Here is a 15,969-nt window from a genome sequence, read left to right as displayed (position 1 = left end):
CGAGACCCGGACACCGCCCGGGCATCCGGAAGGATATTTGGAAGGTTTTGCAAACATTTATGGCGATGCAGCAAAGCTTATCCGGGGAGGAAAACTCGACGTTTCGTTACCCGGAATAGACGACGGAATACATGGTCTTCGATTTATCGACGCGTGCGTCGAGTCAAATCAGCGAAACACGAGCTGGGTAAGTCTTGCCACTTAGTAGGCTACGCTATCGGCACCCCAGTATCGTTTCGTTCATCAGCTGTTCTACGCACTAAGCCGACGCCATGAATAAACTGACCCCGCACAGTTTGGTGCGGGGTCATTCAATGTTTTGAAAGCAAGTCAATTCCCAGCCGAAACCGACCCGATCGACCAGAACATCGTCTCGCCCGAGGCATCGTCGACGCCGTCATTGTCGGTCATCACGAACACTTCGCCCGAGGGCAGGATAGCCAGACCTTCGATTTTATCGAGAACATAGCCCCCGGTTGATGTCAGGTCGGGCAGCAGGTCGCGAACCTCTTGCTTGCTGACAACAGGCAGTTCACCGCTCAGCGGGGCTGGGGTCATTTCCGACAGCGGGATGCGATAGACCTTTTTGGTCACGGCGCGGTGGTCATGCTGGTTGTCGCGTTCGATGACATAGACGTGGTCACCGAAGGCCACGATTTCGGACAGACCAACCCAGCCTGTTTCTGGATCTGCCTTTGGATAGTGCACAGCACCCCATTTCTTGGTGTCCAGATTAAAGGCAACCAGCTTCACGTGGTTCTCCGGGTCGTCTTTCCATTCGCGCTGAACCGCCATCCACAGGGTGTCGCCCACCTTTGTGATGCCCTCAAAGCCAAAGCGCTTTTCGACGGCCATCAGTTCCGGCGGCAGACCGATTTCACCCTTGCGGTCTTTGATCAGCCCGTCTGCCGAGACATGGTAGATCGCATGCGGGATGACGCGGTCGGTGCGCCCTTCGGAGGCGACATAGAAACCGCCCTTGCCATCCAGAGTGATGCCTTCCAGGTCCAGTTTCTGCGCCGGGTTGCCATCCTGACGGTGGATGCGGATCACATCGACAATGCGCGCCGGGGTCTGGCTGGGGTCGATCTTGAAGATCGACGGCTGGAAGCCGTAGAAGCTGTCGTTGACCGCATAGATCATGCCGTCTTCATCCGCCACCAGACCGGACAGAGCTCCCCAACCAATCAGCTCATCTGCACCGGCGGAGGTCAAATGCGGATAGTTGGCGGGGGCGTCTTGGTATTCAAAGATCGAGACATGCGCGCGCGGGCCCCCATCTTCGATCAGGTCTTTTTCATTGGCCGACACCAGCAGATTGCGATCGGGGATTGCCACATAACCTTCCGGCCCAACGCCTGAGGGCAGCAACTGTTTCAGAACCGGGTTGGCCGGATCGGTAGCGTCATAAACCCCCACGACCGAAGCGCGCTCAGCGCCCACAAAGATCATCGGCGTACCGCCGAAGGTCGCTGCTGTCACGCTTTCTGGCTCAACACCTTTGCTATCCGAGCGTTTGTCGGGGTAGTGGCCGATCTGGATGATGGCTTTCTCGAAATCGGTGCCGTTCTCATAAACAACGGTGCCGTCCTTGTGGAAGATCGTCCAGCCGCGCGAACCGCCCTCGTAGTCGCCTTCGTTGGCGGTGGCGAAATGATTATCGTCGATCCATTTCACTGCGTCGGGTTCGCGCAGGCGACCGGGCTGGCTTTCGGTGAAGATCAGCGCGCCGCGTTCGTCGGTGGCGTCGATGCCTTCCAGATCCACGCTGCCTGCCGAGAAATGGCTGACTAGGTTCCCATCTTTATCGACAACCGCGATGTGGTTGTTTTCCTGCAGCGTGACAACGGTTTCACCAAGGCCGTTGATGTCAACGAATTCCGGTTCGGGATCGGTCGGAGCAACCTCGGCCAGACCGGTCAGTGAGGCCATTTTCATGCCCGAACAGTCCAACGCGCCGTCTTTCAGCGGCACCAGTGCCAGTGAACCGGCGGGCAGCTGCGGGATAACACCGTCGTTCAAGTCTTCGTCACGCTCATTCTCGATTGCCACGGCGACAAAGCTGGCATCAGGCGAAATGGCGACACTGTCGGGTTGACCGCCCAGATCACAGGCGCCGGTTTCCACCTTGCCCGAGATATCGACCGAGATCAGCTTTCCCGACGGCGCAGTGTAGCTTTCCGATGTGTTCACGCCCACGAAGGCCGTTGTGCCAACAATCCCAACCGAGGTCGGCTCGCCACCCACCTCCATCGCGCCCAGCGGTGCGGGCTTTGCCGGGTCGGTGATATCGACCATACCGATCACGCCTAGCGGGCTGTCAGTATAAACCAGCGTCATCCCATCTTTGGTGGCCGCAATGATCTCGGGCGAGGTTTCGCGGGTGGTATCCGCGCCTTCGGCCATATTCTTGACGACCGGGAAAGATGCAATTCGGTTGAAGTTCATTTCTGCCATGGCCTGACCGGCGGTCAGGGCAAGGGCAGATGTCAGGCAGACAAAGCGCAATGACATCGGTAGGTATCCCCTCTCACTTGGATGAAAAGGGGATGACCTTAGGTCATTGCAGGGATGTGACGGTTTGTTTGCAGTTTTGTGACAAACCATGCGGCCCCGGCGCGGCGCACTAGAACCAGCTCGGATCAGACCGACAGGCAGACGTATTTCATTTCCAGATAGTCTTCCATGCCGTGATGGCTGCCTTCGCGGCCCAAGCCGGATTGTTTGACGCCGCCGAACGGCCCCAGCTCGGTCGAGATGATGCCGGTGTTCACGCCCACGATGCCATATTCCAAAGCCTCTGCGACTTTGTAGACGCGGCTCAGATCCTTGGCATAGAAATACGAGGCCAGACCAAAGATCGTGTCATTGGCCATTGCGATGACGTCATCTTCATCCTCGAACTTGAACAGCGGGGCCAGTGGGCCAAAGGTTTCGTCCTGCGCCACCATCATGTCCTGAGTCACGCCGGTCACAATGGTCGGCTGGAAGAACGTGCCACCCAGATCATGGGGCAAACCGCCGGTCAAAACTGCGCCGCCCTTGTCGGTGACATCCTTGATATGCTCTTCGACCTTGGCGACGGCTTCGGCGTTAATCAGCGGGCCGGTTGTGGTGCCTTCGGTCAGACCGTCGCCAACTTTCAGCGCCTCGGTAGCCGCTTTCAGCTTGGCTGCGAATTCGTCGTAAACACCGGCCTGCACATAGATGCGGTTGGCGCAAACGCAGGTCTGGCCATTGTTACGGAATTTGCACATCATCGCGCCTTCGACAGCGGCATCCAGATCGGCATCGTCGAACACGATGAACGGCGCATTACCGCCCAGTTCCATCGAGCATTTCATCACCTGATCTGCCGCTTGCCTTAGCAGGATGCGCCCCACTTCGGTCGAGCCGGTAAAGGTCAGCTTGCGCACGCCGGGGTTTTCGCAGAACTCCTTACCGACCTCGCTGGCGCTGGAGGATGGCACGACATTGAACACGCCTGCCGGTATGCCGGCCTGTTCGGCCAGCAATGCCAGAACCAACGCCGATAGGGGCGTTTCCGCCGCCGGACGCGCGACAAATGCGCAACCTGCAGCCAAAGCTGGGCCTGCCTTGCGGGTGATCATTGCATTCGGGAAGTTCCAAGGCGTGATCGACGCAGCCACACCAATGGGCTGTTTCAGCACCATGATCCGCTTGTCGCGCTGATGGCCTGGAATGGTCTCACCATAGACCCGCTTGGCTTCTTCGCCGAAAAACTCGATGAAAGTCGCGCCATATGCGATCTCACCGACGGCCTCAGCCAGCGGCTTGCCCTGTTCGGCGGTCAAGATCTTGCCCAGATCCTCGGCGTTTGCCATCATCAGATCGAACCAGCGTCGCAGGATCACGGCGCGTTCCTTGCCGGTCAGCTTGGCCCATTCCTTTTGCGCGGCCTCCGCCTGCGCAATCGCCCCGGCAACCTGAGCGCGGCTAACATCTGCAACCTCAGCGACCACATCGCCGCGCGCAGGGTTGGTGACGGCAAAGGTGCCATCGTCCCCATCGATCCATTGCCCGCCGATATAGGCCTTGGTCACCAACAGGTCAGGGTTTTTCAGAATGGATTTCAGATCGGTTGTTGCGTCCAGCATGGGTCAGCCTCCGGCAGGTCTAGTGTTGCGCGCACTCAATCAGGTGAGGTTAGGATTGTCTATGTCCACTATAGCCATCGGATCAATCCAGATTTGATCAAATTACTGTCGCTGCCCGGCGGCCTCGGACCTATCTTTTTCGGTGCGAGTTTGCCAAAGTCTGGTGGAAATTTGGACCCAAAGGGATGTAAATACTCGTAACATTCCCTATCTTATTGGGTAATTAGATAAAAAAGGGACAGCAGAGATGTCGAACCAGCAATTTGAAGCGCTGATTGAAGAAACGCAAAGCAAAGTGCGCGAAAGTCAGTCGCAGATCCAGAACCTGACCTCTCGGATTGAGGCCGCCCGCGCCAAGATCGGCACGGCCGAGGCGGATATCGATATCGAAAACGCCACGCTTGAAGACGTGCATGCCCATACCGAGGTGATGAACGCCAATATCGCCGAGCTGATCATGGGTCTGGATGATGTCACCAGCGCGTTCTCAAAGGATTTCGACGAGATGCGTTCGAAAACCGGGTGGGAGTCGTTTGTCGGTGTCTTCTCGAAGGGTAAATCCGAGTCGATGCGGCAAGAGCGGATGCGCACGGCCAATATCGATGACAAGCTGCAGGACCTGATCGCCAAATCCGACGTGATCGTCAAACTGCTGGAGGGGCAACTGTCCGTCTTGGAAGACCAGCGCGTCAAGGTCGAGGACAACCTGACCGTCACGCTGGACGACCGCGAGGCGACTGTTGCGGAACTTGAGGCGCTGCGGGCTGAGATTCAGGGCATGGACCCGACGATCATCACCTTGGAAAACAAAATCTCTGTCGAACAAGACGCGGCCGCGCGGACCCAGCTGGAAACTGAACTGGCCGAGCTGAACAAGCAGTACAACGCCAAGGTTCAGGAAGAGCAGGTCAAGCTGGCCAAGTCGCAGACGCTTGAGCGGTACATCGAAAAGGGCAAAACCTGGGTCGACTCGCTGCAAAATCAGGCGGCGACGCAGATGGTGCTGATCAACAAGCTGCAGACAGACACGCAACAGCGCGTGGTGCTGTATGACGCCCTGACCAAATCGCTGAAAACCGCGCAGCAGCAGGACGTGGCCCACCGCATCAACGAGATCGGCGTGCAAACCGATCAAGAGGCGCAAACCGCCATGGCCGCCATCGGCACCGCGACCAACCAGAAAATGGCCGACATGCTTGAGGCACACGAGGATCACATGGTCTTTGCCCGCGACGTGCTGGAGAAAAAGGCCAAGGCGGATGAGCGCTTTGCCCGCCGGTTTGCCTCGATTGTCGAGAAGCATGATAAGAATTTGTATGGGGGATAAACCCTGATGGCTCGTCCGGGAAGGATTGGCTCGATTGTTAAACTCTTGGCTTCGTTCTTGGGACTTAGCGCCATCGGAGTGGTGTTTTGTGTGGGATCATGCGCTATCGCAATAAGAGCTTTTGGTTCGGACGCGTTGACTACCAAAGTCGTCATAGTCTCGGCCAGCTTGGTTTTCATCGCCTATGGTTTTTGGTTGTTCATTTGGTTCCATAGAAAGGGGATCGAGATCGACCAAAAATACCGACCATGGTTGCACAACATGTCTAATAAAGCGAAATGACTAACCCCACCCAAGACCATGTCGGTCTGACCGACACATTCGCCTCGCGCCGATATTTCCGCAAATTCGAGGTGATCACCGTCCACCTTCTTCGCGTCGCCGCGACGATGGAGGCCGAGGGCGCGATCAGCAAGCAAGAGGTACGGGTCGTGTCGCGCTACCTCTCGGGGCTGCTCTACACCTTCCGCGCGCTCAGCATGAAGTACCTGCTGGTCGGGCGCGATACGGGGCGGTTCTTTGGCAGCCTCGCCATGGACAAGCGCGACAGTGGATTTCCGGTGGCGGCTGAATTGTTGACCATGGCCAATGACGCGCAGCAGGCGCAGGTGCATCTGGCGAATATGCCCTCAACCGATGATCTGAAAACCGACATGGTCCGCACGATCATTGGCGACCGCGAAATCCCCACCAAGCTGCAATTCGCGCTGTCCCAAAGGCTCTATTATGAGGAATTGCTGAAAGGTCAGCTGTTTTGGGCGCGCAATGATCCTGAATGCCACTGGATCGGGAATGAGGGTGAACGGCGCAAGTTCATGATCCATTGGGCGGTTTATGACAGCCAGATCAATCTGCCGGTCATCTACCTGATGCAGTTGGAGGATAGCGGTAAGACAGCCCTGCCCAAGGATCAGCGTCGATGGCCCGAGGTGCAGGCGCATCTGATGGCGCAATCGTTAGGCGGGCTGAAACTGGTGACCATCGCCAAGGGCTTCGATCAGGATTTTAACGACCTGCATCCCAAAAACCTGCGCCGCATCCATGTGGGTCCGATGTATTCCTCGGCTTTTACCGAGCAATCTGGCCCCTTGCGGCAGGTGCTAGAGGACGCGCAGTCGCCACAGGGGCAGGACTGGGCGCTGGCCTGGACGACTGAGGAGCTGGAAAGCGAAGAGGTGATCGAGGAACGCGCCGGGTGGTTCTCGACCGTCGAGCGTGAAGTGTTTGCACTGGACCCGTTTGGCGGGCAAGGGGCTGAGACCGGAGCGACGCGCATGCAGCGCTCGATCATTCTGCCTCAACGTCCGTTTCAGGTTCTGGCCGAGCGCAACCCGCGGGGCTTTGCCGATGTGCGCAAATTCGTGGTCAGCAAGGCCGGGCAGGTGTTGCGCTATTAGAATTTTTGCCTCCGGCGGAGGTATTTTTGAACAGAAGAAGAATGGGCGGTTTTTGAGATGAGTTTGACGTCAGATCAGATGGAATTGCGGGAAGACGATATTCGCAAGCACTACCCGGCGGCGACGGCCCTGTTGAACGGGTTCGAACACGCGCCGCGGATTGCGAAGCCGGTTGATGTGGCGGTTGAGCGGTCCCCGGGCGTGTCGACGGGGCGACGGTTTCGGTCCACAACGCCCGGGCTGGTAACACGCCGCACCACGCGGGCGGATGGGGTGCATCTGGTTGAGCGGATCGAGGCGTCGGATGATGGCGATACCCTGGTCTCACCCTCTCAGGCCACAGCGCAGCAAGCCATTCGGCGCGCGATTTGCATCGCTCTGGCCGTGGCCGAGGCTTATGCGGAGCAGACTCCGTTGGCCGATTTGAAGCGGGCCAATCTGGCGGGGGAATTGCCTGTTGCGCGAAAGACCGAGTTTTCGGAATTGCTGACGGCTGAGGCTTTGATCACATCTCATGTGCTGGGCAATGCGCTGGCTTATCTGATGTCGTCTCATCTGGGCGAAAACACGGTTGACCTTGGTGAGATCGAAGAGGTTCTGACCGACAATGGCCAGCTTGCCCTGCACGGTGCCTTGTGGGAGCTGGATCAGGTGCTGGCCAAACACGCCCCCGACGACGCGCATTTGATCGCCACCATCAGTGCCTATGCCGAGCAGTTGATGGACAAGGTTGCCCTGCGTGCGCAATCCGCTGGCCATCTTGCCTCGTTCCAAAACTCCGCCTGGCATATAGAGGCCGATGATCTCAAGATCCGGGGGTTTGAGCCGGCCTCGAAGGCGAAATCCACCACCCTGACGATGACGTTCAAGAAACCGAACGAGGTGGTCGGCAACCATATCGCCAAGTACCAGGCAATGAAGCTGGCCAAGATGGTGATGGCCTATGACTTTGACCGCCGACTGAACCCGTTTGCAGAACTCGGAGGGTTCATTTTTACCTTCATGGGTGACGGCAAACCGGGTACCGGCAAAACCACACTGATCCAGATGATGGCCGGGCTGATCAACGACTATTGCCAGAACGCGGGCTACCCGTTCCGCTATCAGAACCTGAGCACCGACAATATCGACAGCTATCAGGGCAAATCCGGCCAGAACGCCAAGGCCTTCATCAACACGATCATCGACCCCTCGGTCATCGGCTTTGGCACCATCGACGATATCGACCAACTGGCGGGCAAACGCGGCGACCGTCAGTCCTCGGCCGGGCAATTGGAAATCACCGCCGTTCTGATGGAGAGCTTTGCGGGTGCCAACACCGTCGTGCGCGGCAACTGCACCTTTGGCATGTTCTCGAACTACCCCGAGAATGTGGACGACGCCCTGCGCCAGCGGGCAGGCGCGCGGTTCTTGGTGGACGGGCCGCAAACGCGCGAGGACTATATCGACATCCTGCATCTGCTGATGGGCCGCAACCACGACATCCCGCTGGGCGAACACGACGCCTATGCCGCGCAGGAGATCAAAAAGGCCGTCGCCGCCAGTTTCGAAAGCCACGCCCGCCCGCATGAGGACGCCTTGCTGCAAGTCTATGACCGGGTGTCGGGCGAGATCGGCCAGATGGACACGATCGCCAAGCTGGGCACCTACCTCAAGGCGATCCAGCAGGCGGATGAGCGTTTCACCGGCCGCGCGATCAAGAACATCACCGATGCGGTCAAGGTCCGCGCGATGGATTTTGAACTGCCCGATGAGTGGATGGAGAACCCCGACCTGTTCCTGTTCCGCGACTACGACACCAAGAAAGCGATGATCGAGGACCTGCGCCAGCCGATCACGGTCGAGATGGTGATGCAGGAAATCAACCGCTACGCCGACAGCGAATTCCGTTATGCCGACAAGAGCGACGAGGTCGCTATCGAGAGCGCGGTGCGCGAGATGGGCCGGATGGAAGAGGCCAAGCGGCGGTATTTGGAGGGTAAAGAATAATGCTCGTCTACGCGATTTCCGGTCTGGCGCTTGTGTTGGGCCTGATCCTGCCGCTGCGTTGGGGCGTGATCGGATTTCTGGGCGCCGTGGCGGTGCTGTTCCTGACCCAGTTCGGTGTCAACGCGGGCAGCGGGTTCGAAGGCACTTCATGGGAAGAGTCCCTGATCCTGTTTGAGGGCAGCGTGGTGTCTTACATCGGGTTCAACTTGCAGATCACAGGGCGGGCGTTTGCATTGCCGTTGTTGGTGTTGGCGGTTGTGGTCGTCGGTCGACTTAAAAGGGTGGGATAGAACGGGTGGCGCATAGAATGAGTAACCAAGCCGATAGCGAGTTCCGCTATGCCGACAAGAGCGACGAGGTCGCCATTGAGAACGCAGTGCGAGAGATGGGCCGGATGGAGGAGGCCAAGCGGCGGTATTTGGAGGGGAAAAATGCGTAGCGTGATCGCAGCTTTAGTTACTTTTTTCTGTTTGCCCAAGCGCTTTGAAAGATGGTCTCTTGCAAAGCGGTTTAGCTACTCTCAAAGGCTTTGGAGAAATTTGGATGCAACTATAAAGTTTGCAATTTGGATAACCGTCAGTTTCTTGACAGTGATTTTCCTTTTCTCATTTGCCTCAGGATGTGCTCAAGAAGAAGACTGTGCAGGGTCGAAATATGAATACTTCTGGTCCGCTAAACCCAACGAGGTTGGCGACACACTAGCAGGTGTCGCAGGTTCATTAGCCTTCTTTTGGCTCATTGTAACGGTAGTACTCCAAGGCAAAGAGCTTTCAGCGCAACGCAAAGAACTTCGTTTGACTCGAATGGAGTCTGCAAAAATGGCGGATGCCTTAGGTATCCAAGCAGATGTTTTTCGCAATGAACAAAAGCAGCGCGTCTTTCTTCAAAAAAAAGATGAGTTTGAGGAGTTGTTGAAGTCTTTGTTAAACAAGTCCAAAGCTGCCGCGATTGACGGGTTTTCGTGGGTGTATACACTTCCTTCAGCCCCAAACTTACGAAGGCAGCGCGATATTCTGTCTGTAGCGAAAGGCCAATCAATCGACGATGATATCAGATACATCGCCAACGAAGTTAAAAAAACCTACCATATACTTGATGAAATCTCGTATGAAGGAACCTTTTTTCAAAGGGCTGAATATCCGCAAAGATTGTTAGACTTGCTCGATACACTTGAAGCAATCGTGTTGCTAAAAATGGATCTTTCCCGCGCCCAACAGATTAGATACACGGAGCTACGAATAGACGAGTTTTATGCGTCCTTAAGAGACATAAATAGTCGAGATGAGTTCTGGGGCGCAGAAGGATCATGATCCGCCTCATCGAAAAAGGCCTGATGTTCGGCAACCTCGTCCACATCTCCAGTCCGGCTCTAGTCGAGCGGTATAACCGCGCGCTGCGACATCTGGCAGGCAAGACCACGGCGCTGACGGACTTCCATGTGGATATCTCGGGCTATTCGCCGGAGGTGGGGATTGAGCTGGAGGACGAGCTCTACCTCAACCCCAACGGAGTCAACCGGCAGTTCATCCTGCTGACGACCGAGCAGAAACGCGCGCCGTTGCTGAACGTCAAATTCTCGACCTCACGCGATATCCTGCGCGAATTCATCGAGATGAACGAGGCGCAGCTGTTCGCCCTGACCGCCACCGATGCGGTGGCCGGAGAGCTTGTGAACTCGGTCATCAAACTCACCACTCCGCGCGACCTGTTGAACTTAAGCAAGATCGAGATTGAGGCTGATACCGCAGGCGGCACCCTGCGCAAGGCCCAGCAGCTAGCGGGCATGGTCGAACGCTTCAAAACCGAAGAAGACGCCTGGTTCGATGACGTGCTGATCGCCACGATGATCGAAACGGCCAAGGAAACCGGCGACGTCACCCGCAATCCGGTCCGCTTGCGTCACACGGCGTTTGAGCAGCGCAACTTCTGGACAGCGCATTTCGGCGGGCTGTACCTGTTCCCGGATATGGATCATCCGGCGGCGATTTGCATGGGCGAAAAGCCCGACGATCTGAAAATCAAGTACACGTTTGACTCGTCTCAACGGAACCAGATTGCCAAATTCCTCAACTATAACGATCTGGTCGAACCCATCGTTAAGGCGCGCGGGGTGGATGCGGCGGCGATCCTTCAGCAAAAAATGGATTTTCTGACCGTTGCCGCAGCCGCCGATGCTGATGTTGACCTTACGGGTTTGGATCGCAGCGATATGCGGCGCCTGGCGCGCACCCATGCTGATCGCTTGCCTGAGGCTTATCACGGCCTGGCCCAGCTGTTGCGCTGGGCAACTGATGGAGGACCTTGGCCGCGGATCACCTCGGACCATCCGGCCTATTTCTACACATTGCGCGCGGCGGATACGTCACAGCGCGATCTGGTCAACATGCTACTGGCCGACCTGGCCCCGCTGGACCCGCGCCAGATGTTTATTTGTCATAAAGAGCTGTTCTACAAAACCTACAAAGGCTGGTCGGAACCCAAGAAAGCCTATGTTGCTGATTTCCTTGAGCGTGAGTATCAGGTGGACAAAGCCGGCGCGCGCGCAGCCTTGTTCGGGCATGAGCCGGATATGTCCGGTGAGGATCGGGTCAGTGAGGATGTGATAGCGCGGGTAGGGCCTTGGGGCTCGATAAGGAAAGGGTAAGATGTTCGGAGCGATGCGCCTGTTTCTGATCCTGCTGGTGATCCAGACGGTTGCCTATTTTGCACTGTCGCTCTACTCACGCAGCGCACGCCGCCGCAAGCTGGAAACCTGGTGGGATGAGAAGGGCAAGCAAGGCAACAAGCAAGCCTTTGTCGAACGCGGTCTGCACGTGTATGACAACTCGTTCCGACGCAAACTGATCTTGGGTGTCTATATCGTGCCGTGGGTGGCGATTGGCGCGTTGATATATATTGTGAATTATATGTGAGGGTTCTGGCATGGCCTATTTGAAATGGGCATTGATCATCATCTTCTGGGGCACGATTGCGGTCGTTCTGCAGTACTCCCTGCCACAGCGCGATATCGTGCGGATCGTGAACACTTACGAAGAGCGGCAAGATCTGAACGACTGGACCCGGATCTTCTGGTCCGAGCCGGATGATCAATCGACCAGCCTGTCGAACCGCGATGTTCAGTTCATCCAGGCGGTGCGCGCAAATGGCAAGCCGATCGTTTACAGAAACGAAGACACTAGCTGGGGTTGGCCGCCTTATTTTAAGTTCGATACTGCTAATCTTTACACAGAGGCCAATGATGCGATTTCGGATAAGGATGACCCTGACTGGGTTGCGGTGACTCATTATGGCTGGCGCAACGAATTTATGTCGATTTTTCCCAATGCGGTTTCTCTAAAACATGTAGATGGCCCGGATGTGCGCCTGATCCCATGGTTCAATATCATCTTCCTGACCGTTTTCTTTGCCATTGTCTGGGCGATCTGGGTGCGCTGGCGCAGGTTCCGGCAGCGCCGCATCGATCCGATGCTTGAGAGTGTCGAGGACAGTATCTATGCGGCGGGTGATGCGATTGAGGAACGGCAAAATGGATTCCGTCGCTGGCTGGACAGTTGGAAATCCAAGTGAGCGTCGTTTCTTGCCTCAGCGTACAATGAACTCTGCGTGAAGCGCGCCGGCGGCTTTGATCGTCTTCAGGATGTCGATCATGTCGCGGGGCGACACGCCAAGGGCATTCAGCCCGGCGACAACCTCGGACAAGGTCGTGGCCTCGGGGATTTCAGCCAAGCCTGTGCCTTCTTCTTCCTCGATCCCGGCGACGGTGCGAGGCACCACTACGGTCTCGCCTCGGGCAAACGGGTTGGGTTGAACGGCAATGGGCGCCTCTTCCACGGTCAATGTTAGGTTTCCTTGTGAAACCGCGACCCGTGAGATACGGACTTCCTGCCCCATTACGATGGTGCCCGATCTTTGATCAACCACCACGCGTGCTTTGGTTTCCGGTTCAACAAGGATATTTTCAATCCGCCCAATCGCATGGGCGGTTGATACCGATTGCGTGGCCGCAATATTCAGCTCGACCGTACCGGAATCCCGCATTATGGCCACCGCGCGGTTGAACTCTGTATTGATCGCAGTTTCGATCCGCCCGGCGGTGGTGAAGTCCGGCTCACGCAAGGCAAGACGCATTTGCGTAAGGGCCGAAAGGTCGAAGTCAATTTCTCGTTCGACCCGCGCGCCCGAGGGGATCACGCCAGAGGTTGGAACTCCTTGTACGACCGAGGCGGCATCGCCTTCGGCAACCGCCCCACCTGCCAAAACCGTGCCTTGCGCCACAGCGTAAATCTGACCATCCGCCGCATTTAGTGGGGTCATAATAAGGGTCCCACCAAGCAGGCTGCCGGAATCGCCGATCGCAGAAACGGTTACGTCAATCTGGCCGCCAACGCGCGCGAATGGGGGCAGGCTGGCTGTCACCAGAACGGCCGCGACGTTCTTGGGCCGAAAGTCTTCGCCAGTAACGTTCACACCCAAACGTTCAAGGATGTTTGACATGATCTCTTCGGTAAACGGCGAATTGCGCAGGCCGTCGCCCGTACCATTCAGGCCAACGACTAAACCATATCCGACCAGGTCGTTGCCACGGACACCATCGAAATCCACAAGGTCTTTCAGCCGGATTGCCCCCGCTGAGGCAAGGCCGGGAAGAAGAAGGATCAAGAGGATAGCAAGAACTCTCATCTCAGGAAATTCACCAGCGACAGGTTGGCATTGCGGACCGTAACCGAATAAAGGCTCTCCAGTTGAAACTGCACGGTTTGCAGCTGTGCCGCCGTTTGATACGGGTCGGCTGCGATCAGGGAATTCCGGCTGTACTCAAAGCCCACGCGCGATGCCGCGTTTCGGGTAGCGGCTTGTTCGACTCGAGCCTCGGCCGCGCCCACCTCGGCCCTTAACTTGACCGTTTCATCTTTTGCGTTGGCCAGATCGACACCCAGCTGCGTGAACAGGCTTGTTCGCAGCGTTGGGGACCATGCCAGCGCGTCTTCCGATGCTAACGCGGCCAAGGCCGTGTCGCGCAAAGCCGCCTTGAATGCCGGATCGGTTGCCGTGATGGGGATGGAAATTCGTTCATTTTCTGCAATCTGCATCGGCGCCAAAGGTGTATCTGAACCTTGGTAGATCACCGCGTCAAAACCGGTCGGATCGTTGAACCAATCCTCGGCTGCTGTGCGGATGTCGGTCATCGTGGTTAGGCCAGCAAGCTCGGTTTCAAGCGCCGTCAAAAGGGTTTCGGCCGAGGCCAACGGAGAGACATCGGTTGCCACGCCAGAATACAGGCTGCGCCCGCCGACCCGTGTGTTCAGGGCCGCGATCATCGTGTCCAGCTCATTCCGGGCCTGAACCGAGGCTTGTTCGTGCGTCAAAGTCTGGTTTGCGGTACCGAAGGCCAGCAAACTGGCCGACATCTCACCCAAAGACTCGTCAATTGTGGTCAGGCTTTGCTGCATCACATCGGTGAACAATCCGGCCTCGGACGTTGCGATCTTGTAGGCGTCCAGTCGGGCAAGATTGCGATCGAGATCCAGAAGATGCGAAAGATCGCCGCCAAGATGCCCCGAGACATCCTGAACCTTACCGCTCGACATCTCATAAGACAGTGTTTCGATCTGGGCTTTGATCTCAGAGGCACGTGTGCGCAACGTCATGCCGCGCGCCAGATCACCAATTGCGGTCAGTGTCATTCTTACAACCTCAGCAGTGTTTCCATAAGTTCATCGACAACCGTCATCACCCGCGCATTGGCGGAATAGGCCTGTTCGATCTGCATCAGTCGCTGCAGTTCCTGATCCGTATCCACGCCTTGTTCAGCTTCGATCTGGGCCATCTGCTGCTGCGCACCGGTTGCGAAGGTCTTGCGCTGTTCGGCCCGGTGTGCCTGCGCGCCTGCGTCAGACAGCAACGCCTCAGTCACTTCGGCTGCGCGCAGGTTGCCGGTGCCAAACAGGGAACCTGGAACAGGTCTTGCATCGTTCAGGATTGCGCCAAAAGCTTGCAGCTGTGTTGAATCGCCTGGGTCTCCCAGCGTGGCTGCGCCAAGTCCAGCGCGTAGCCGCCAACTGTCGCCTCCGGCATCCGGGTCAACGATCGTATTCAGCGACAGGCGTGCGGCCAGCCCGGTGACCATGGCAGGATCGAACCGGCTGCCATCATCGGTGAACAGCCCCGGATCCGTTGCGGCTGCCGTTGGGTCGAGACCTGGCGTTTCAAAGCGCTCGATGAGATCCCGCGCGACGGTATCCAATTGCAGCTGGGCTTCAACCGCCAGTTCATCCCGGATGGTAAATTCAGCGGCTAACGCCCCGCCCCGTATTTGTGCGGTATCGCCGCCGGTACGAATAGGGTCTCCGTTCATTTCCAGGCCCGACAACAGCCCATTGCCGACTGTCATATGGGGTTTTGTTTCGCCGGTGGTGGTGAAGGCAAACTCTGATGCTTTGCCTTCGAGCAGGATCAGCCCGCCATCGGAATAGAGCGAAACCTGATCGTTGTCGCGCGGGATTACATTGACCGGGATCAGCGTGTTCACCTGATCAATCAGGATCTGACGCTGATCCTGTAAGGCGCCGATATCACCGCCTGAATTGCGAATGGCGGGGATCTTTGCGTTGAGGTCTTCGATATCCTTCAGCGTCTGGTTTAGGCTTTCCACCTGTGCCCCGATCCGCCGATCTGCATCAGAGCGCGCCTGACGGACCCCTTCGGATGCTGCATTCAGTTCATTGGTCAGATCGCGGCCCGCGCGGGCTGCTTGATCGAGCCGTTGGGCCGAATCCGGCAGGCTGGATGCAGTGATCAGGCTGCCATCAAAGGCCGCAAGTCGCGCGGCCAGTGACGTTGCATCATCCGCGGGACCGACAAGGTTTGCGAATTGCGACTGAAACGCTGCCAAGGAAGATTGCTGCGCCAGATCCGCGTCGGTGGCGCGCCGATTGGCAACCAGGACCGGGTCTTGATGACGGATCACGCCGACAGTGCGCACACCATTGCCCGAGATCGGGCTGGTAGTCAGTTCCAGTGACCGGCGCGCGTAACCAGGCGTGAGCGCATTGGCGACGTTGCCGGACACGACGGCAGCGCCGCGGCTGGCCGCTGTCAGACCGCCCAAGGCGTTGTGTAAAGCTGTCGACATGTTCAT

14 protein-coding genes are annotated in these 15,969 nt (G+C 57.2%); 9 read left to right on the top strand and 5 right to left on the bottom strand.

Translation table 11 applies throughout. The features are described 5' to 3' along the window. Window positions 1-330 precede the first annotated feature (330 nt). Both ACR0JX_RS18415 and ACR0JX_RS18410 read right to left on the bottom strand, forming a co-directional pair. Complete coding sequence (locus ACR0JX_RS18415; RefSeq protein WP_480545220.1) at window positions 331-2,514, bottom strand: esterase-like activity of phytase family protein; 2,184 nt, start codon at window positions 2,512-2,514, stop codon at window positions 331-333. A gap of 128 nt (window positions 2,515-2,642) precedes the next feature. Further along, the gene (locus ACR0JX_RS18410; RefSeq protein WP_480545219.1) at window positions 2,643-4,118 is read right to left on the bottom strand and encodes an NAD-dependent succinate-semialdehyde dehydrogenase; all 1,476 of its coding nucleotides are present in this window, start codon (window positions 4,116-4,118) and stop codon (window positions 2,643-2,645) included. A gap of 247 nt (window positions 4,119-4,365) precedes the next feature. Between ACR0JX_RS18410 and ACR0JX_RS18405 the strand changes: the two genes are divergently transcribed. From ACR0JX_RS18405 to ACR0JX_RS18365, 9 genes are all read left to right on the top strand, one after another. Further along, on the top strand, window positions 4,366-5,445 hold the full coding sequence (locus tag ACR0JX_RS18405; RefSeq protein WP_480545218.1) for a hypothetical protein: 1,080 nt from the start codon (window positions 4,366-4,368) through the stop codon (window positions 5,443-5,445). A 278-nt stretch (window positions 5,446-5,723) separates the two neighbouring features. Continuing rightward, the gene (locus ACR0JX_RS18400; RefSeq protein ID WP_480545217.1) at window positions 5,724-6,842 is read left to right on the top strand and encodes a hypothetical protein; all 1,119 of its coding nucleotides are present in this window, start codon (window positions 5,724-5,726) and stop codon (window positions 6,840-6,842) included. Window positions 6,843-6,899: 57 nt separating this feature from the next. Next, a complete protein-coding gene (locus ACR0JX_RS18395; protein WP_480545216.1) occupies window positions 6,900-8,831 on the top strand; it encodes an AAA family ATPase in 1,932 nt (643 codons plus the stop codon). Further along, complete coding sequence (locus ACR0JX_RS18390; protein ID WP_480545215.1) at window positions 8,831-9,121, top strand: hypothetical protein; 291 nt, start codon at window positions 8,831-8,833, stop codon at window positions 9,119-9,121. The genes ACR0JX_RS18395 and ACR0JX_RS18390 overlap by 1 nt, the downstream gene beginning before the upstream one ends. A gap of 17 nt (window positions 9,122-9,138) precedes the next feature. Continuing rightward, entirely contained in the window at window positions 9,139-9,270 is a 132-nt protein-coding gene (locus tag ACR0JX_RS18385; protein WP_480545261.1) for a hypothetical protein, read from the top strand. Next, entirely contained in the window at window positions 9,263-10,141 is an 879-nt protein-coding gene (locus ACR0JX_RS18380; RefSeq protein ID WP_480545214.1) for a hypothetical protein, read from the top strand. Before ACR0JX_RS18385 ends, ACR0JX_RS18380 begins: the two co-directional genes overlap by 8 nt. Continuing rightward, window positions 10,138-11,475 (top strand): DUF6638 family protein, encoded by a 1,338-nt coding sequence (locus ACR0JX_RS18375; RefSeq protein ID WP_480545213.1) that lies wholly within the window; start codon window positions 10,138-10,140, stop codon window positions 11,473-11,475. Before ACR0JX_RS18380 ends, ACR0JX_RS18375 begins: the two co-directional genes overlap by 4 nt. A 1-nt stretch (window position 11,476) precedes the next feature. Then, a complete protein-coding gene (locus ACR0JX_RS18370; RefSeq protein ID WP_480545212.1) occupies window positions 11,477-11,743 on the top strand; it encodes a hypothetical protein in 267 nt (88 codons plus the stop codon). A 10-nt stretch (window positions 11,744-11,753) separates the two neighbouring features. Further along, complete coding sequence (locus ACR0JX_RS18365) at window positions 11,754-12,398, top strand: DUF1523 family protein (RefSeq protein WP_480545211.1); 645 nt, start codon at window positions 11,754-11,756, stop codon at window positions 12,396-12,398. Between the two features lie 15 nt (window positions 12,399-12,413). On the opposite strand, the gene ACR0JX_RS18360 is transcribed toward ACR0JX_RS18365, so the two are convergent. From ACR0JX_RS18360 to flgK, 3 genes are read right to left on the bottom strand one after another with little or no spacing between them, the layout of a single operon-like run. Further along, window positions 12,414-13,511: a flagellar basal body P-ring protein FlgI gene (locus ACR0JX_RS18360; protein ID WP_480545210.1), complete on the bottom strand. Its 1,098-nt coding sequence runs from the start codon at window positions 13,509-13,511 to the stop codon at window positions 12,414-12,416. Further along, window positions 13,508-14,515, bottom strand: coding sequence for a flagellin (locus ACR0JX_RS18355; protein ID WP_480545209.1), 1,008 nt, complete (start codon window positions 14,513-14,515; stop codon window positions 13,508-13,510). The genes ACR0JX_RS18360 and ACR0JX_RS18355 overlap by 4 nt, the downstream gene beginning before the upstream one ends. Before the next feature lie 2 nt (window positions 14,516-14,517). Next, the gene (gene flgK / locus ACR0JX_RS18350) at window positions 14,518-15,969 is read right to left on the bottom strand and encodes a flagellar hook-associated protein FlgK (protein ID WP_480545208.1); all 1,452 of its coding nucleotides are present in this window, start codon (window positions 15,967-15,969) and stop codon (window positions 14,518-14,520) included.

The organism is Ruegeria sp. AH7, assembly GCF_056541325.1.
Note: the sequence above shows the minus strand (reverse complement) of the source record. Positions and strands in the feature narration are given on the sequence as shown.

Bases quoted from the DNA above. Each gene is read 5' to 3' on its own strand.
- ACR0JX_RS18385 (WP_480545261.1), top strand. From the start codon at position 9,139: ATGAGTAACCAAGCCGATAGCGAGTTCCGCTATGCCGACAAGAGCGAC.
- flgK (WP_480545208.1), bottom strand. From the start codon at position 15,969: ATGAACATGTCGACAGCTTTACACAACGCCTTGGGCGGTCTGACAGCG.
- ACR0JX_RS18360 (WP_480545210.1), bottom strand. From the start codon at position 13,511: ATGAGAGTTCTTGCTATCCTCTTGATCCTTCTTCTTCCCGGCCTTGCC.
- ACR0JX_RS18415 (WP_480545220.1), bottom strand. From the start codon at position 2,514: ATGTCATTGCGCTTTGTCTGCCTGACATCTGCCCTTGCCCTGACCGCC.
- ACR0JX_RS18410 (WP_480545219.1), bottom strand. From the start codon at position 4,118: ATGCTGGACGCAACAACCGATCTGAAATCCATTCTGAAAAACCCTGAC.
- ACR0JX_RS18405 (WP_480545218.1), top strand. From the start codon at position 4,366: ATGTCGAACCAGCAATTTGAAGCGCTGATTGAAGAAACGCAAAGCAAA.
- ACR0JX_RS18370 (WP_480545212.1), top strand. From the start codon at position 11,477: ATGTTCGGAGCGATGCGCCTGTTTCTGATCCTGCTGGTGATCCAGACG.
- ACR0JX_RS18365 (WP_480545211.1), top strand. From the start codon at position 11,754: ATGGCCTATTTGAAATGGGCATTGATCATCATCTTCTGGGGCACGATT.
- ACR0JX_RS18380 (WP_480545214.1), top strand. From the start codon at position 9,263: ATGCGTAGCGTGATCGCAGCTTTAGTTACTTTTTTCTGTTTGCCCAAG.
- ACR0JX_RS18375 (WP_480545213.1), top strand. From the start codon at position 10,138: ATGATCCGCCTCATCGAAAAAGGCCTGATGTTCGGCAACCTCGTCCAC.
- ACR0JX_RS18400 (WP_480545217.1), top strand. From the start codon at position 5,724: ATGACTAACCCCACCCAAGACCATGTCGGTCTGACCGACACATTCGCC.
- ACR0JX_RS18395 (WP_480545216.1), top strand. From the start codon at position 6,900: ATGAGTTTGACGTCAGATCAGATGGAATTGCGGGAAGACGATATTCGC.
- ACR0JX_RS18390 (WP_480545215.1), top strand. From the start codon at position 8,831: ATGCTCGTCTACGCGATTTCCGGTCTGGCGCTTGTGTTGGGCCTGATC.
- ACR0JX_RS18355 (WP_480545209.1), bottom strand. From the start codon at position 14,515: ATGACACTGACCGCAATTGGTGATCTGGCGCGCGGCATGACGTTGCGC.